The organism is Desulfothermus okinawensis JCM 13304 (assembly GCF_054654515.1).
Window position 1 is genome coordinate 1 of the sequence record NZ_BAAIEW010000023.1, and the last position, 16,543, is coordinate 16,543.

17 protein-coding genes, 4 tRNA genes and 1 pseudogene are annotated in these 16,543 nt (G+C 40.1%); 8 read left to right on the forward strand and 14 right to left on the reverse strand.

What is annotated here, in order from left to right; all coding sequences use genetic code 11:
* From tuf to ACYQ0O_RS09490, 14 genes are all read right to left on the reverse strand, one after another.
* Positions 1-1,188 (reverse strand): elongation factor Tu (tuf, locus tag ACYQ0O_RS09425; protein WP_459892440.1); only part of this gene is annotated, 1,188 nt, incomplete at its 3' end.
* Between the two features lie 75 nt (positions 1,189-1,263).
* A tRNA-Thr gene (locus tag ACYQ0O_RS09430) sits at positions 1,264-1,336 on the reverse strand.
* A gap of 19 nt (positions 1,337-1,355) precedes the next feature.
* Positions 1,356-1,429, reverse strand: a tRNA-Gly gene (locus ACYQ0O_RS09435).
* A gap of 11 nt (positions 1,430-1,440) precedes the next feature.
* A tRNA-Tyr gene (locus tag ACYQ0O_RS09440) sits at positions 1,441-1,523 on the reverse strand.
* Between the two features lie 5 nt (positions 1,524-1,528).
* A tRNA-Thr gene (locus tag ACYQ0O_RS09445) sits at positions 1,529-1,601 on the reverse strand.
* Positions 1,602-1,671: 70 nt separating this feature from the next.
* Positions 1,672-2,583 carry a UDP-3-O-acyl-N-acetylglucosamine deacetylase gene (gene lpxC / locus ACYQ0O_RS09450; protein WP_459892442.1) on the reverse strand — a complete coding sequence of 304 codons (912 nt, stop codon included), beginning with the start codon at positions 2,581-2,583 and terminating at the stop codon, positions 1,672-1,674.
* A gap of 126 nt (positions 2,584-2,709) precedes the next feature.
* Complete coding sequence (gene prmC, locus ACYQ0O_RS09455; protein WP_459892444.1) at positions 2,710-3,555, reverse strand: peptide chain release factor N(5)-glutamine methyltransferase; 846 nt, start codon at positions 3,553-3,555, stop codon at positions 2,710-2,712.
* Between the two features lie 14 nt (positions 3,556-3,569).
* A complete protein-coding gene (prfA, locus tag ACYQ0O_RS09460; RefSeq protein ID WP_459892557.1) occupies positions 3,570-4,637 on the reverse strand; it encodes a peptide chain release factor 1 in 1,068 nt (355 codons plus the stop codon).
* 42 nt (positions 4,638-4,679) lie between these two features.
* Positions 4,680-4,883, reverse strand: a complete 204-nt coding sequence (gene rpmE / locus ACYQ0O_RS09465) for a 50S ribosomal protein L31 (protein WP_459892446.1) — start codon at positions 4,881-4,883, stop codon at positions 4,680-4,682.
* 166 nt (positions 4,884-5,049) lie between these two features.
* Positions 5,050-5,559 (reverse strand): HyaD/HybD family hydrogenase maturation endopeptidase, encoded by a 510-nt coding sequence (locus tag ACYQ0O_RS09470; RefSeq protein WP_459892448.1) that lies wholly within the window; start codon positions 5,557-5,559, stop codon positions 5,050-5,052.
* A gap of 3 nt (positions 5,560-5,562) precedes the next feature.
* A complete protein-coding gene (locus ACYQ0O_RS09475; RefSeq protein WP_459892451.1) occupies positions 5,563-7,263 on the reverse strand; it encodes a nickel-dependent hydrogenase large subunit in 1,701 nt (566 codons plus the stop codon).
* A 26-nt stretch (positions 7,264-7,289) separates the two neighbouring features.
* Positions 7,290-8,444 (reverse strand): Ni/Fe-hydrogenase cytochrome b subunit, encoded by a 1,155-nt coding sequence (gene hybB, locus ACYQ0O_RS09480; protein WP_459892453.1) that lies wholly within the window; start codon positions 8,442-8,444, stop codon positions 7,290-7,292.
* 24 nt (positions 8,445-8,468) lie between these two features.
* Positions 8,469-9,398: a hydrogenase 2 operon protein HybA gene (gene hybA / locus ACYQ0O_RS09485; RefSeq protein ID WP_459892455.1), complete on the reverse strand. Its 930-nt coding sequence runs from the start codon at positions 9,396-9,398 to the stop codon at positions 8,469-8,471.
* A gap of 13 nt (positions 9,399-9,411) precedes the next feature.
* Positions 9,412-10,512, reverse strand: coding sequence for a hydrogenase small subunit (locus tag ACYQ0O_RS09490; RefSeq protein WP_459892457.1), 1,101 nt, complete (start codon positions 10,510-10,512; stop codon positions 9,412-9,414).
* 365 nt (positions 10,513-10,877) lie between these two features.
* On the opposite strand from ACYQ0O_RS09490, the gene ACYQ0O_RS09495 reads away from it, so the two are divergent.
* The 8 genes and pseudogenes from ACYQ0O_RS09495 (at position 10,878) to ACYQ0O_RS09530 (ending at position 16,512) form a co-directional block, all read left to right on the forward strand.
* Positions 10,878-11,396: a YceD family protein gene (locus ACYQ0O_RS09495; protein WP_459892459.1), complete on the forward strand. Its 519-nt coding sequence runs from the start codon at positions 10,878-10,880 to the stop codon at positions 11,394-11,396.
* A gap of 16 nt (positions 11,397-11,412) precedes the next feature.
* Positions 11,413-11,595, forward strand: a complete 183-nt coding sequence (gene rpmF / locus ACYQ0O_RS09500) for a 50S ribosomal protein L32 (RefSeq protein ID WP_459892461.1) — start codon at positions 11,413-11,415, stop codon at positions 11,593-11,595.
* A pseudogene (plsX, locus tag ACYQ0O_RS09505) lies at positions 11,582-12,610 on the forward strand (phosphate acyltransferase PlsX); the annotation flags it as partial. The gene rpmF and the pseudogene plsX, both read left to right, overlap by 14 nt.
* Before the next feature lie 73 nt (positions 12,611-12,683).
* Positions 12,684-13,691: a beta-ketoacyl-ACP synthase III gene (locus ACYQ0O_RS09510; RefSeq protein WP_459892463.1), complete on the forward strand. Its 1,008-nt coding sequence runs from the start codon at positions 12,684-12,686 to the stop codon at positions 13,689-13,691.
* A 20-nt stretch (positions 13,692-13,711) separates the two neighbouring features.
* Complete coding sequence (gene fabG / locus ACYQ0O_RS09515; RefSeq protein WP_459892465.1) at positions 13,712-14,467, forward strand: 3-oxoacyl-[acyl-carrier-protein] reductase; 756 nt, start codon at positions 13,712-13,714, stop codon at positions 14,465-14,467.
* Between the two features lie 24 nt (positions 14,468-14,491).
* Positions 14,492-14,731, forward strand: a complete 240-nt coding sequence (gene acpP, locus ACYQ0O_RS09520; protein WP_459892467.1) for an acyl carrier protein — start codon at positions 14,492-14,494, stop codon at positions 14,729-14,731.
* A 75-nt stretch (positions 14,732-14,806) separates the two neighbouring features.
* Positions 14,807-16,051, forward strand: coding sequence for a beta-ketoacyl-ACP synthase II (fabF, locus tag ACYQ0O_RS09525; RefSeq protein WP_459892469.1), 1,245 nt, complete (start codon positions 14,807-14,809; stop codon positions 16,049-16,051).
* A 5-nt stretch (positions 16,052-16,056) separates the two neighbouring features.
* Entirely contained in the window at positions 16,057-16,512 is a 456-nt protein-coding gene (locus ACYQ0O_RS09530) for a deoxycytidylate deaminase (protein ID WP_459892471.1), read from the forward strand.
* The last annotated feature ends 31 nt before the right edge of the window (positions 16,513-16,543 follow it).

Genomic DNA, 16,543 nt, shown 5'->3' on the forward strand with positions numbered 1-16,543 from the left:
TATCTCCGAGACTACACCTGCCCCAACAGTTCTTCCACCTTCTCTTATTGCAAACCTAAGTCCCTTCTCCATGGCTATAGGTGCTATCAACTCTACCTCAAACTGCGCATTGTCTCCTGGCATAACCATCTCCACTCCCTCTTCTAACTTGATCACTCCTGTTACATCTGTGGTCCTAAAATAAAACTGGGGCCTATAACCTGTAAAAAATGGCGTGTGACGGCCTCCCTCTTCCTTCTTCAATACATATACCTCTGCCTTAAACTTCGTATGCGGCGTTATACTACCTGGCTTCGCTACTACCTGTCCACGCTCTACTTCGTCCCTCTTTATCCCCCTCAACAGTATCCCTACATTGTCTCCTGCCTGACCCTGATCCAATGTCTTCCTGAACATCTCTACGCCTGTCACCACTGTCTTCTTCGTCTCGCCTAATCCTACTATCTCTACCTCATCTCCTACCTTCACTATCCCACGCTCTACCCTTCCTGTTACCACTGTGCCCCTTCCTGATATGGTAAATACATCCTCTATGGGCATCAAAAATGGCTTGTCTATCTCCCTAACTGGCTCAGGTATATACGAATCTACCGCCTCCATTAACTCAAATATGCACTTCGCTTCCTCACTGTCTGGATCGTCACTCTCCAACGCCTTCAATGCACTACCATGTATCACTGGTATGTCATCCCCTGGAAAATCATACTGACTAAGTAGCTCCCTCACCTCTAACTCCACTAACTCCAATAACTCCTCATCATCAACTAAATCTACCTTGTTCAAAAATACCACTATGCTGGGCACTCCTACCTGCCTGGCTAGCAATATGTGCTCCCTGGTCTGAGGCATTGGACCATCTGTAGCCGCTACCACCAATATGGCACCATCCATCTGCGCTGCACCTGTTATCATGTTCTTTATATAGTCCGCATGACCAGGACAATCCACATGAGCATAATGCCTATTGGGTGTCTCATACTCAACATGCGCTGTGGCTATGGTTATACCCCTCTCCTTCTCCTCTGGTGCCTTGTCTATCTCATCAAATGGTACATACTCAGCACTCCCATACTTCAAACTCAACTGCTTCGTTATCGCCGCCGTCAACGTCGTCTTACCATGATCTATGTGACCTATCGTCCCTATGTTTACATGTGGCTTCCGCCTCTCAAACTTCTCCTTCCCCATAACTACCCCCTGCTGGTATTATAATCTAAAATTCGTGCATCCCTTTGTTTTCACACATGCCCCTAAAATGGCTTAAGCCCACGACCGGACTTGAACCGGTGACCTCTTCCTTACCAAGGAAGTGCTCCACCTCCTGAGCTACGTGGGCCTACTCTAAAGACAAAAAAAGCGGGAAACGGGAATCGAACCCGCAACCCCCAGCTTGGAAGGCTGGTGCTCTAGCCAATTGAGCTATTCCCGCTTATTTTCCAATGGAGGGGGGTGGATTCGAACCACCGAAGGCGTATGCCGGCAGATTTACAGTCTGCTCCCTTTGTCCACTCGGGAACCCCTCCAAAAGAGCTGGCGGTGGGACTTGAACCCGCAACCTGCTGATTACAAGTCAGCTGCTCTACCAATTGAGCTACGCCAGCGACAGAAGAATCATATAAACGCATTTTTTTTAAAATGCAAGTAAAAAAAATGGGAATCTTTATTTTTTTATCAATTAAAAGTGGCAAGGACACGTTCATACACGTATCCACCACCACTCTTGGAGGGTACAGGGGATACTGTATCCAGAAATTCATGGCGTTGTTTAAGCAAATATTTTACAAAACCAGCATTAAAAGCATGTCCTGAGCAATACACCTGGAAATAACCTTCTACCTCTCCGCCTATCAAGCTTAAATCTCCCACAAAATCAAGGAGCTTGTGCCTCACTGGCTCATCTTGAAATCTAAGACCATCTGGATTTAAGACACCAGAATCATCAAACACCACTGCATTATCTAGTGATCCCCCTAAAGCCAGCCCTTTTTCTTTCATCTCATGAACAACATTCAAAAATCCAAAGGTGCGGGCTGGAGCTATCTCTCTCTTAAATTCATTTACTGAATGGGTATAAAAATAGGCCTGTCTTCCAATAGGAGTGCCAGTAAAATCAACTATATAGTCAACCTTAAACCCCCTAGCAGGGTAGGCCCTTATCCATCTTTTAAAATCACCCCAAACAATGGATTTTTTTAGTAAATATTTTATCTTGGGCCTATTTGTCTCACATATACCAGCTGACTCCAACAACTCAATAAATGGGATGGCACTTCCGTCTAACACTGGCAATTCATCACCTTTTACTTCTATAATTACATTGTCAATACCTAACCCTCTAATAGCTGCCAAAACATGTTCAACTGTACCTATTCTCTCTCCATTTGAGCCGATATTTGTGGCATACTCAGTGGACACCACATTTTTTACATCTGCTTTTATATATATTAGCCTGTTACTTATTTTTTTCAAAAATACCACTCCCCATCCAGCTGGGGCGGGATGAAAGATTACACTGACTTTCCTGCCAGTATGTAGCCCAACACCAGAACATCTCATTGATTTCTTTATTGTCTTCTCTACCATAAGATTAACACCTCCAAAAAATAGAATGCAATCTCCATTCCAACTGTAACTGACTAAAAATTAAGATCTTTTCCAAAAGTAGGTGTGGTTAGCTACACACACATTGGGGAGAATAGCACACACAACTTACCTAAACAAAGCCGAGATAACTCTTAAGTGTCCTTCCAGGTCTTTATGAGAGGACACCTCAACCCAAGACCTATTCTTTAAAAAACTCACCATATGTTCTATTTGAGAAGAATCTAATTCCATTAGTATTCTACCTCCAGGTTTAAGTATACTCTCTGCTTGGAGCAAAATCTTTCTTGCCATCTCCAATCCATCTTCTCCACCCAGTAGGGCCAGGATTGGCTCAAAATTCTTTACTTCAAAGTGAGCTAAATCAACCATTGCAGGGGATAAATAAGGGGGATTTGCAACTATAAGATCAATACTTTTTGGTTTTATACATGAGATTAAATCTGCCCTAACTAAAAGGAGTCTACGGTGAACTCCATAAAGAGCAACATTTTCTCTGGCTGTTGTCAGGGCACCTTGAGAGATATCCAGTGCAATCCCAAAAAATCTTTTGAATTCCAGGGTAAGGGTTGTTGCTAAATTCCCTGACCCTGTACCCACATCCAAAAACAATATTTTATCTTTTTTTCTATAAAATTTTTTACACAGATCTATTACAGTTTCTGTACAAGGTCTTGGTATGAGTACATTAGAATTTACTAAAAAATCCCTACCATAGAATTCTTTTTTACCTAAGAGATAGGCAAGGGGCTCTCCCTTGCCTCTTCTTTTTATCAATTTTGCTATGCTTTTGATTATTTTCTTTGCGAGGATTTGCCTACTAATTAAAACTTCCAGGCGAGAAGTATTTAAACAGTGGGCAAATATGAGTTCAGCACTTAACTCTGGTGAGTCTACATTCTTTTTTCTTAAAAAAGTTTTACACTTTTTTAAATACTCTTGGATAAAGACCACTATCTTTTTCTTTTTTAAGCAACTATCTCTTTAACTTTCTGGGCTTGATCGTATTGAATGAGTGGTTCAATTATTTCTTCCAGATCACCATTCAAAATACCTTCAAGATTGTATGTGGTGAGATTTATTCTGTGGTCAGTGACTCTGCCTTGAGGGAAATTATAGGTCCGAATCCTCTCTGATCTGTCCCCTGTACCTACTTGGGCCCTTCTAGTTTGATCTTGCTTTAGTTTTGCTTCTTCTTGTTTTATTTGTAGAAGCCTTGACCTGAGCACCTTTAAAGCCTTAGCCTTATTTTTATGTTGGGATTTTTCATCCTGACATGTGACAACAAGGCCTGTTGGAATATGGGTAATTCTTACTGCTGAGTCTGTGGTATTTACACTCTGACCACCTGGGCCAGATGCCCTAAATACGTCTATTCTCAAATCTTTGGGATCGATTTCAACGTCCACCTCTTCTGCTTCAGGCAATACCGCCACAGTCACAGCGGACGTGTGTATTCGCCCCTGTGATTCTGTTACCGGAACCCTCTGAACTCGGTGTACCCCTGATTCAAATTTCAATTTACTATAAACCTTATCCCCAGTAATGTTTACAATTACTTCCTTAAACCCTCCGGCTCCAGTTCTATGGGCATCCACCAACTCCACCTTCCACTTATTTTTTTCAGCATAGCGTGAGTACATGCGCAGAAGATCTGCTGCAAAAAGAGCCGCTTCCTCTCCACCAGTACCAGCTCTCAATTCTAAAATAACAGACCTCTTGTCTAATGGGTCCTCTGGGATAAGTAATATCTTTAATCTATCTTCCAGTGTCTGAATTTTTTCTTCTAGAGATTCTATTTCGGACTTAGCCAGTTCCCTAATTTCAGGATCACTATCCTTCACAAGTTCCTTGTTTTCAGCTAACTCTTCAAGTGCAGCTTTATAGTCTCTATAAGTTCTTACAATCTCTTCCAATTCAGCGTGGGACTTTGCCAGCTCTTTATATTTGTCCTTATCAGAAAAGGCATCTGGGGAACTCAATTTTTTTTCAAGTTCAATATAGCTCTGCTCAATTTCATCTAGTTTTGATATTATGTTCATACCCACACTCTAATATCTAAGAAAAAAATAAAAAAATTAGTCTAGATTATACTTCTTTTTAAATCTATCTATTCTACCTGCTGTATCTACAAAACGTTGTTTACCAGTGTAAAAAGGATGACAATTGGAACAAATCTCCACATGGACTTCTTCTGCCCTAGTTGACAAGGTCTCAATTTCAAAGCCACATGCACACTTATAAATTGCTTTGTATAGCTTTGGATGAATCTTTTTTTTCATAACTAAAACCCCCAAAAATTATTTTTTAACTCCTAGAAATTTAACCCAAGTTTGTTCAAAACTTTAGTTAAGTAATCAAATTTGAGAAAAAGATGTATAAACCTTAATGGGAGATTTTACAAGTTTTTTTGTTGCGTTTTTTTGGAATAGATAAACCTGTTGGAATTTATATCATTTTAGGTAATAAAATTATCCCCATATCCTTTAAGAAATCTATTAAATAGGATATTGCCTTCTCTATACCAATAAAAACTTCTCCACTTAGTTTAAGTCCAGTATCTATATTTTTTGGAACAATTCCTATTAATTGGATCCTCTTAGGAAGGGTATTTGATAAGGTGGCTATATTCAAAAGATCGGATATTCCCAACTGATGAGGGGAAATCCTTGTTCTATAAAAGTTAGGGGTCTCAATTAAGTCCACCACAGCCACATCACCTGGTTTTAGCCCACTTTTTTTTATGGCATCAATGATAAAGACTACCTCTTTATTTTCTAAAAAACGCAAAAGTTCCATGCCACTGGTACCGCCATCTATTATTTCCACAGACTCAGGAATAGTATATTTTTCCTGTAGAATCTCCACTGCCCTAACTCCAGCTCCCTCATCACTCATCAAGATATTTCCAACCCCCAGGATGAGGACCTGGGGGTCATTTTTACTTGGATTAACCATAAACTACAGCACCCTTACCTTGACGATTTCTCTGTTGTCTTCATCGTGTAGGTGGATGGCGCATGCAAGGCATGGATCAAAGGAGTGGATGGTCCTGATTACTTCCAATGGCTTTTCTGGCTCAGCAATTGGGTTTCCAATTAATGATGCCTCATATGGCCCTAACTCGTCTTTGTGATTCCTTGGACCTGCATTCCATGTTGATGGCACAACACACTGATAGTTATCTATTTTTCCATCCCTAATAACCACCCAGTGGGAGAGCATTCCCCTTGGTGCCTCATGGAATCCAAATCCCTTGATTTCACCCCTTGGGAATTTTGGAGGATTAAAGGTGTCATAGTCACCTTTACCAATATTTTCCACAAGTGCACTCCATACTTCCTCCAGGGTATCAGTTAGTACAGCTGCCCTAACAGCCCTTGCAGCATGACGACCAATTGTTGAATGGAGGGCTTCAATTCCAATCTTTGTACCAGCTATTTGAGACGCAATGTCCAATGCAGTTTTAACATACTTCTTTGTTGGCTCATGTCCTGCAGCATACATACAAAGAACATGGGCCAGTGGTCCTACCTGGGCTGGCTTGTCCTTGAAGTTTGGAGACTTTACCCATGAATATTTTTCATCTTCATCATATCCAGTATAGTCAGGTTTGGTTTCCTCTACCCATGGGTGACGATTCCAGTCACCATCATACCAAGAATGTTTGATGCATTCTTTCACATTGTCCTTGAAAAATTCATCATTAAAGGACTTGATTTCTTTAAATGTGCTTATATCTCCATTTTCAATGTACCCACCTGGTAGTAGGAATTTTGTACCCTTCTCATCCATTGGTAAATCAGGCACACTTAGGTAGTTTAAAACTCCAGCACCATATTTTGTCCAATCAGCATAAAAAGCTCCCACTGCAGCAACATCCACTAAATATACCTTCTTTACAAAATCTTTAATGTTGTCAATTAAGGATTTTACATAAAGGAGCTGTTCCATGGTTATTGGGGCTGGAGAATTGGGATCAACAGGATTAGCAACTCCACCAACTGCCAAGTTTTGGATGTGTGGGGTCTTACTCCCTAAAATAGCCACTATTTTATTGACCTCACGCTGATAATCAAGGGCCTGGAAATAGTGAGTAGCAGCAAGGAGGTTTACCTCTGGTGAAAGTTTCATGGCAGGATGTCCCCAATAGCCGCTTCCAAATACCCCAAGCTGGCCAGAGGCCACAAATTTTCTCAATCTATCTTGTACCTTCTTTATTTCATTATAGCTATTCCCTGGCCAATCGGAAATTTGAGATGCCAGCTTTGCAGTCTTTTTAGGATCAGCATTTAGAGCAGATACCAAATCCACCCAGTCCAGGGCTGATAGGTGATAAAAGTGAACAATGTGGTCAAAGATTCCATGGGCTGCAATAATCAAATTTCTAATGTATTGGGCATTTAGAGGTACTTCTAGGCCCAGGGCATTTTCAACTGCACGGACAGATGTTATGGCATGTACTGTGGTACAAACACCACAAATCCTCTGGGTGAAAACCCAGGCTTCCCTTGGGTCTCTACCCTTTAAAATAACCTCTATGCCCCTCCACATCTGTCCAGATGACCAGGCATTTTTCACCTTTCCATCATCTACCTCAACGTCTATCCTTAAATGTCCTTCTATCCTTGTAATTGGATCTATTGTTATCCTCTTTGCCATATTCATCACTCCTTAATGGTTTTTGTTTATTTTGTAGATGGAAGAGCCAACACTGGAAATTTTTTAACAAAATATAAATAACCTAGAATTTCCACTGCAATTACACCAAATGTGATTATTATCTCTGGTGTTGCTGGAAAATAGTGCCAGCCATTACCTGGATTTAAACCAATTATATATGCGTCAAATCTATATAGTCCAGCACCAAGTAACACACAAAAAGCAGCAATAAATACCTTTTTCACATTCTGTCTATTTTCTGCCTTCCATAGCAATCTCAATGCTATAAGCAGTAGTAGGGTTTCTATGAGAAACATGTTCCCTGGAAGGTCAAATCTAAAGATGTGAGATAAGGCTCCCCTTGCATTTATATCTTGAATTCTAATGATAAGAAAAATACCAATTAACCAGGGTATTACCCCTGATATTTTGGTAAGTAATTTAAATTCATGTGTATTTTTAAAAGCTACACCAGCAACACTGGTTTCAAATACAACAATGGCATACCCCATCATTATAGCGCAAATTAAAAAGAAAAAGGGAAGGAGTTTAGACCAATAAAGTGGTGACAATTTAGAACCCGCAAGTATCATAAGGGTTCCCAAAGAGGACTGATGCATTGTTGGTAACAACATACCAAGTGCTACAAATATAAATAAAAACTTATTTAATTTTTCTTCTATTTCTTCTGCATTTATCCTCTTTCTAATCCCTGGATACTTAATTAGTACTGGTGAGAACTCAATCCACAACACACAGATATAAGAGGCAATACAAACCGCCACTTCTAACATGGGGGAATGCAAATTCATATGCCATGGCATAAAAATATTAAGCATATTCCAATATCTACCAATGTCGAAAAATATGGACACACCTGCCAGGGTATATCCAAGCATACTGGTAAGTATTGCAGGCTTTAAAAGGGGTGTATATTCGCCTTTATTGAAGATATATATCAAAATTGCCATTGCATATCCACCACAGGCAAAGGCTGTTCCCACATTAACATCATAGGCGATCCAAAGGCCCCAAGGAAAGCCATCATTCATACCAGAGACAGGTCCAAGACCATATATAAAACGTTTTAATAAAAAGAACCCTGCCAGCAGGATAACCACAAGCCCAATCACAAAGGGAACAGTTAGTACCCTGCTATTTAAAGGTTTTGCATTTGACATATCAATCTCCTTGATTGTTTTTTGTTAATCGTGAACTCCTCTTTTTTTCACTAAATAGGCAAGTCCACCAAAAGCAGCTATTGGATATAACAGGTATTTATAGAGGCCCATACTTACTCCTTCAAGATCTGCAACATAGGACTTCTTCCTGAGCTCTGGAAGACCAAGCTTTACAAAATCTATACCAGCTAAAATCATGCACTGGGAACCCCCAAGTTCTTCTAGACCATATATATGCTTGATATAGGGCTTTGCTTTATGGACCCTTGTTTTTCCTGATTCAATATGGTTTACAGGGAATTCATAATACTCCCCTGGTTTCATCAAAAGGCGCCTTTGGGCCTCTTCCCTCAATTTTTCCACAGGACCAAATAGGGATGCCCCTGTTGGACACACTGCACAACAGGCAGCGTACTCACCCTTTTCCAGTAAATGGTTACATAACTGACATTTTCTGATCTGTGGAAATGGAGAATCCCACTCAAATTTGGGTATGTTATATGGACAGGCCACCTGACAATACCTACAACCAATACAGGCAGAAGGATCATAAGTAACAATACCGGTCTTTTCATCTTTATGGAGCGCACCTACAGGACATGCAGCTGCACAAGCAGGCTCTAAACAGTGCATGCACTGCCTTTTCACAAAGGCAAATTTGTCTCCCTCTTTATACATCTTAATAATATTGTAGGTCTTTGAAGACAGGTCTATTGGATTATCCCAATTATCTTGATTACCTGTATGTTCATATGGGAGATTATTGGCCTTTTTACATGCCACCATACAGGATTGACATCCTATACAAAGATTGGAATCATATAAAATTCCAACTGCGTTAGGTGGTAATTCTTCTTTGCTCGAAGCCTTGGCGTCCTTGGACAAGGAACTCGCACCAAGTGCAACTGTCCCACCTACTACGGTTTTTAAAAAGCCACGCCTTGAGACACTCATAACTACCCCCCTTTTATTTTTCTTCGTCTGACTTCATCCTAGTTACTGTAACTGCAGCAGCACCTGCAGCAGCACCAATAGCAGCTCCGACTAATCCAGCAGCTGTACCTGAAACTTTACCACCTCTCTCATATTTTATACCTGCTGGAGTTGCTGCGGGGGTAATTACGCTTTCTTTGGTAATATCAGCTTCTACAAATAGAGGCACATTAAAACCAATGCCTTTTTCACTGCAACCAAAACATGGATGGCCGCAGCGAACTGGCCATGTTCCCACGTCATTAAACTGAAGGATGGAACAATTATTATAGGTAACAGGACCCTTACATCCCAATTTATACAAGCAATACCCCTTACGATGTCCCTCATCTCCAAATTCTTCAGCAAACCTTCCTGCATCAAAATGAGGCCTTCTTTCACAATTTTCGTGGATGAGCCTGGAATATGCAAATTTTGGTCTTCCAAGGTGATCTAACTCAGGCAGTTTTTTGTAAGTGATATAATAGGCAACAGTTGATAGAAAATTATAGGCATTGGGAGGACAACCTGGAATAGTCACAACTGGTTTACCCTTTAACACTTCCGGTGCACCTTTGGCTCCAGTTGGATTTGGATCAGCAGCAACAATTCCACCCCATGATGCACAAGAACCAATGGCTATAATGGCACCTGCCTTTTCCGCCATCTCCTTGACAATTTTCACAAAAGGCTTTCCTGCTATTTGACAGTAAACACCATGGTCCTTGGTTGGAATGGCACCCTCTATAACCAGTACAAATTTACCCGAATTCTCCTCAACTGATCTCTCCATAAACTCCTCTGCTTGCCTACCTGCTCCAGCGTTTAGTGTCTCATTGTAGTCAAGGGAAATCAGATCCAATATTAAATTGTCCAACGTGGGATGAGAAGCACGAAGTAGACTTTCTGTACAACCAGTACATCCTTGTCCAGAAATCCAGATAACCGGCGGTCTCTTACTGCTGGTCATTGCATTGGCTATTTTTTCACCAGCAGATAGGGGCAATCCCATACTAGCCGCCATCACAGTACAATACTTCAAAAAATCTCTCCTTGAACACAATCCAAAAACATCTTTCTGGGATCTTTCTTTCATTTTCCCCCCCATACATAATTTAAACATTAGACAAAAAACAAAATCCCTTCCCTAAAAATTTACACCTAAATACCATTTCTTGACTATTTCGCACAAAATGCACACAAAACACTTTCTAACTACGTAGGAATTATTAGATAATTTTTCTTAATTTTTCAAGAAAAAAGAAAGATAATTAGATTAACCTTATTAACTTTTAAAAAACTCAAAAATGGTTGATAAGGACAAAGAAACATGACAAGATTAAAGACAAAAAATTTCCATCATTAATAATTTAAATGGTTTTTTTTGCCCAAATTATTATCCTTGACAAAATTGTAGAAGGGAAGATACATTTAGGACCTTTGCATTTGAGGATACAATTTATGGACAAAAGTTATTTTTTAAGGCTTAAGGACATCCCTTCTAAAGGTCTATTTTTAACCATTGACGATCAAGCAATTTGGTTAAGCTATATAAAAGAATTTGAACTCCCTTATGAAATCAATGAAGATTTTCATGTAGAGGTGTTCATTTTAGTTGAGGGAGAGTGTTGCATACTAAAAGGTGTACTAACAGGGGTTTTGGATACCCTGTGTGATAGATGTTTGGAAAAGGCCCAAGTAGAGATTGAAGATCATTTCAGAATAATTGAAAAGCCAAGAGAAAAAGACTCATTAGATTTTTCATTTATTGTTGAACAAAATGGAGAACTTTTTTTAGACTTAAAGGGACTGTTGTGGGAAAGACTCCTTTTAAATATACCCCAAAAGATTTTATGTGGTGATGATTGCAAGGGGCTTTGTCCAATATGTGGGACAAATCTCAATGTTGATTCATGCAATTGTGAACAAATATCCAGGGACTCGAGGTTAGAGATTTTAAGAAAAATAAAAATATACTGATGGAGAGGTAAAAGCTATGGCAGTACCTAAAAAACGTACATCAAAATCAAAAAAAGGGATGAGGAGGTCACATCACAAAGTACCTGTTCCAAATGTAATTGAGTGTGAATGTGGTAGCCCCACTCTTCCCCACCGCGTATGTCCGTCTTGCGGTAAATATGCAGGAAGGGCTTATTTAACAAAAGATGAAGACAAGTAGTAGCCAAAAGATACGTCTTGCAATTGATGTTATGGGGGGCGATCACGGCCCCTCGGTGGTTATCCCTGGAGCAATAAGGGCAGCCAGAGAGAAAGACATATCCCTCATACTGGTGGGCAGAGATGTTGAAATCAGGGAAGAGTTGGAAAAATACCCAATAGAAGGCATTGATCTTGAGATCGTACATGCAGATGATGTGGCAGAAATGAAGGATAAACCTTCGTATATTTTAAGACGTAAAAAAAATACATCCATACAGATTGCATGTAACTTAGTGAAAGAAAGCAAGGCAGATGGCGTGATATCTGCAGGACATACAGGTGTTACACTTGCATGTGGAATATTCTCCATTGGAAGGATAAAGGGGATAGATAGGCCAGGGTTAGCGTCCATAATCCCAAGGGAAGACCAGCCCTTAATATTGCTGGATGTGGGTGCGAACATTGATTCTAAACCTAGACACCTTGTGCAATTTGCAATAATGGCTGATGTATTTGCTAAAAACATCCTCAAAGTAGAAAACCCCGCAGTGGGATTGTTAAACATTGGAGAAGAACAGGGTAAGGGGAATGTTCAGGTAAATGAGGCCTATCAACTCCTCAAAAAAACTTCTCTAAATTTCATAGGGAATATTGAAGGTAGAGACCTATTTACCAACAAAGTGAACATAGCAGTTTGTGATGGGTTTGTGGGGAATATTGCCTTAAAATTATGCGAAGGCCTGGGAAAATCTTTTAGCAAAGCATTAAAAAAAGAGATCAAAAGGGGCATATTTACCAGGCTAGGAGGCTTTTTAGCAAAACCTGCATTCAAGAGGCTAATTCGCAGGTTTGACTATGAAGAATACGGTGGAGCACCCCTGCTAGGTTTAAAGGGATGTGTTATTGTATGTCATGGGAGTTCCTCAAAAAAATCCATTGCTCAAGCAACTAAAATGGGTGCAGAATTTGCCAGGATGAAAATAACTGAAAAAATCAAAGAACAGTTAGAAAAGCATCCTGAGATTACTAGATTCTATAGGTTAAAAAATATACTCTCTTCTACTTCTATTACATCAAAGGAAGAAACCTCAGAAGAAGAAACAACCTATGAAGACAAAAAAGACGAAAAATAATATTATTATCCGTGGACTGGGGCATTTTGTACCAGAAGATAAATTGACAAATAACCAGTTAGAGCAAATGGTTGACACCACTGATGAGTGGATAACTACCAGAACTGGAATAAAGTCCAGGAGAATTGCGAAAAAGGGAGTAGCGTGCTCTGATCTAGCATATCATGCCTCAAAAAATGCCCTAGAGCAGGCAAACATGGACCCCCTTGAAATCACTCACATAATAGTTGGTACCTTTACTCCTGATTATTGTGCACCAGCATCTGCCTGCCTTCTCCAGGCAAAACTAGGAGCAAAAAATTGTGAAATGGCAATAGATATAGCAGCTGGTTGCTCAGGGTTTACCTACGGATTGGAGTTAGCACAGGGAATTATTGCCAAAAGGCAAAAGGCAAAAATACTTGTAGTAGGCAGCGAAGTGTGCTCATCCAGGTTAAACTTCAATGACAGAAATACATGTGTTTTGTTTGGAGATGGAGCCGGCGCAGCCATTCTCACTGCCCATAAGGAGGGATATCCTGCTATATTGGATATTGAGCTCAAAACACATGGAGAACTTGGTCACCTGCTCCAGGTAGGATTAGAAGGGGGTTCTGCCGAGCCCTTTGTAGTAGGCCAAAAGGTTAGTGAAAAATATTTCATACACATGAATGGGAGAGAGGTCTTCAAGCATGCTGTTCGGGGTATGAGTGATTTAACATCTCATATACTCGAAAAAAACAACTTAAAAGTTACAGATGTCTCCCTATTTATACCTCACCAGGCCAATTACAGGATAATTGAAGCAGTTGCAAAGAAAATTAACATCCCTCTAGAGAGGGTTTTCATAAATGTCCATGAATATGGAAATACATCTGCTGCATCAGTTATCATTGCTTTGAGTGAAGCGTACATGCAGGGTAAAATTAAAAAAAACGATTTGGTTCTATTGTCTACCTTTGGGGCAGGATTTACAATTGCCAGTGTAATATTAAAATTTTAACAAATTTTAAAGGTCAGTCTATGGAAAAAAACAAACACGACTTGCCCAAAGTAGCCATTGTTACTGGTGGTTCCAGAGGGATAGGTAAGGCCATTACACTCAAATTGGCAGAAAAAGGATTCTTGGTCTATTTTACCTATGTATCGCGAGAGGATTTGGCTGAGGGGGTTGTTTCTCAAGTTAAAGGTCGTGGCGGAGATGCCAGGGCATTCAAGGTAGATGTGAGCGTGAAAACTGAAGTTGAGGATTTTTTTAAGGCAAATATAAAAAATAAGGTTTCTTTAGAGGTACTAGTAAATAACGCAGGAATAACAAATGACGGCCTTATACTTCGGATGAAGGAAGATCAGTGGAATAAAGTAATAGGCGTTAATTTAAATGGAACATTTCACTGCATCCAAGAGGCCGCCAAGATCATGGTCCGGCAGAGATATGGTCGGATAATCAATATTACCTCTGTTGTGGCCCTTTCTGGGAATCCAGGCCAGGCCAATTACTGTGCATCTAAAGCAGGTATAATTGGACTTACCAAAGCTGTTGCACTGGAACTAGCTCCAAGGGGTATTTTGGTGAATGCTATTGCTCCAGGATTTATCACCACAGAAATGACAAAGGGACTTGACGAAAAGACCAAGGAAGCCTACCTATCAAAAATCCCATTAAAAAGATTTGGAACTCCAGAGGATGTGGCATCTTTGGTTGCGTGGTTATCCTCAGACGAGGCCAGTTATATAACTGGCCAAGTATTCTCGGTTAATGGGGGACTGTACCTTTAAAAAAGAAAAAAACAGGAGGAATAAATGTCTGAACTACTAGAAAAAATCAAAAAAATCGTATCTGAACAATTGGATGTGGACCCAGAACAAGTAGTACCAGAAGCATCATTTGTGGATGATCTAGGGGCTGATTCCCTTGACTTAACAGAACTTATTATGGCTATGGAAGATGAATTTGATATGGAAATCGATGATGAAGAGGCCCAAAAGTTGAGGACTGTACAGGATGTTATAAACTACATAGAATCTAAAGTAAAAAAATAAAACACAAAGGGGAGCTCTCTCCCCTTTGTGTTAAAGTGTTAGTCCTCAACCCAAGATTCAGAAAGAGGTTAGGTTATGAACAATATAAGAGTTGTAGTAACTGGAGTATCTGCAATTACCCCTTTAGGACGCAATGTGGATATATCGTGGCAGAGACTAATAAACGGTGAATCTGGAATCTCTTACATATCCAGGTTTGATTGTTCCAAATATGAGACAAAAATCGCTGGTGAAATAAAAGATTTCAACCCTGAACAATTCATTCCCAAAAAACAAATAAAGAGAATGGATAGATTTAATCAATATGCCGTTGCTGCTGCCAAAATGCTCCTCAAAGACGCCAACTTTCTGGTTGATGATCATAACTCCAGTGATATTGGGATAGTATTGGGTTGTGGACTAGGAGGAATCGAAACAATCGAAGAATTTCACGAAAAACTTTTAAGAAAAGGCCCTTCAAGGGTATCCCCATTTTACATTCCAAAGCTCATTGCCAATATTGCTGCAGGACAGATTGCTATATTTACCAAGGCCAAGGGCCCAAATATGGTCACCACATCTGCATGTGCCTCTGGATGTCACAGCATAGGATATGCATTTTCTGACATCAAACTTGGCAGGGCAAAGGCCATGATATGTGGAGGAGTTGAATCTACTATAACACCCATGGCCCTGTCAGGGTTTAATGCCATGAGGGCGCTGTCTACAAGAAATGATGAACCCCAAAAGGCCTCAAGACCTTTTGATAGGGACAGGGATGGATTTGTAATGTCTGAAGGGTGCGGACTGTTGTTACTTGAAGAGTTAGAACACGCAAAGGCAAGGGGTGCAAAAATATATGCAGAAGTAGTTGGTTTTGGGGCTTCTGCAGATGCATATCATATAACTGCACCAGATGAGAGTGGAGAGGGAATGGCCCTTGCCATGAGAGCAGCCCTAAAAGAAGCAAGGGTAGCGCCCACAGAAATAGATCACATAAATGCCCATGGTACTTCTACCCCATTAAATGACATATGCGAAACAAGGGCCATAAAAAAAGTCTTTGGTAAACACGCATATAACATAGCCATAACAGCAAATAAATCAATGATTGGCCATATGCTTGGGGCAGCGGGTGGTGCAGAGTCTGTGTTTAGTGTGCTAACCATTTGCAATGAAAAAATACCACCTACAATCAATCTGGAACACCCAGATCCTGAATGTGATTTAGATTATGTTCCTGAAGGAGCTAGGGATAAAAAAATTAATTATGTCCTGTGTAATTCTTTTGGTTTTGGAGGTACAAACGCCTGCATTTTGTTCAAAAGATATGAAGATTAACTGAAATGAAAGAGAAAAGGATTGAATGGAAGATATATTTTGCAAAAATTGCCAGATTGGTATCTGAAAGGTCCACATGTATCCGGAGAAAGGTGGGAGCAGTAGCCGTTAAAGACAAAAGAATCCTGGCAACAGGATATAATGGAGCCCCATCAGGGATACAGCACTGTCTGGATATTGGATGTCTCAGAAAAAAGTTAAAAGTGCCTTCTGGTGAAAGACACGAGCTTTGTAGAGGCCTCCATGCTGAGCAAAATGTTATAATTCAAGCGGCAGTTCATGGGGTATCTCTTCTGGGGTGTGATATCTTTTGTACCCATCTACCCTGCCTAATCTGCACTAAAATGTTAATAAACTGTGGTGTAAAAAATATCTATTATCTTGAAGGTTATCCAGATGAGCTATCAAAGGATATGCTAAAGGAAGCTGGAATCACATTACATAAAGTTGACTTGGTCTAAAACAAAATTACCTCCCTTTATTCCCCTAAAT

Excerpts from the sequence above, each read along its gene's own strand:
- ACYQ0O_RS09495 (WP_459892459.1), top strand. The coding sequence starts at position 10,878 with ATGGACAAAAGTTATTTTTTAAGGCTTAAGGACATCCCTTCTAAAGGT.
- rpmF (WP_459892461.1), top strand. The coding sequence starts at position 11,413 with ATGGCAGTACCTAAAAAACGTACATCAAAATCAAAAAAAGGGATGAGG.
- fabF (WP_459892469.1), top strand. The coding sequence starts at position 14,807 with ATGAACAATATAAGAGTTGTAGTAACTGGAGTATCTGCAATTACCCCT.
- ACYQ0O_RS09510 (WP_459892463.1), top strand. The coding sequence starts at position 12,684 with ATGAAGACAAAAAAGACGAAAAATAATATTATTATCCGTGGACTGGGG.
- hybA (WP_459892455.1), bottom strand. The coding sequence starts at position 9,398 with ATGAGTGTCTCAAGGCGTGGCTTTTTAAAAACCGTAGTAGGTGGGACA.
- hybB (WP_459892453.1), bottom strand. The coding sequence starts at position 8,444 with ATGTCAAATGCAAAACCTTTAAATAGCAGGGTACTAACTGTTCCCTTT.
- ACYQ0O_RS09530 (WP_459892471.1), top strand. The coding sequence starts at position 16,057 with ATGAAAGAGAAAAGGATTGAATGGAAGATATATTTTGCAAAAATTGCC.
- lpxC (WP_459892442.1), bottom strand. The coding sequence starts at position 2,583 with ATGGTAGAGAAGACAATAAAGAAATCAATGAGATGTTCTGGTGTTGGG.
- fabG (WP_459892465.1), top strand. The coding sequence starts at position 13,712 with ATGGAAAAAAACAAACACGACTTGCCCAAAGTAGCCATTGTTACTGGT.
- acpP (WP_459892467.1), top strand. The coding sequence starts at position 14,492 with ATGTCTGAACTACTAGAAAAAATCAAAAAAATCGTATCTGAACAATTG.
- ACYQ0O_RS09475 (WP_459892451.1), bottom strand. The coding sequence starts at position 7,263 with ATGGCAAAGAGGATAACAATAGATCCAATTACAAGGATAGAAGGACAT.
- ACYQ0O_RS09490 (WP_459892457.1), bottom strand. The coding sequence starts at position 10,512 with ATGAAAGAAAGATCCCAGAAAGATGTTTTTGGATTGTGTTCAAGGAGA.
- ACYQ0O_RS09470 (WP_459892448.1), bottom strand. The coding sequence starts at position 5,559 with ATGGTTAATCCAAGTAAAAATGACCCCCAGGTCCTCATCCTGGGGGTT.
- rpmE (WP_459892446.1), bottom strand. The coding sequence starts at position 4,883 with ATGAAAAAAAAGATTCATCCAAAGCTATACAAAGCAATTTATAAGTGT.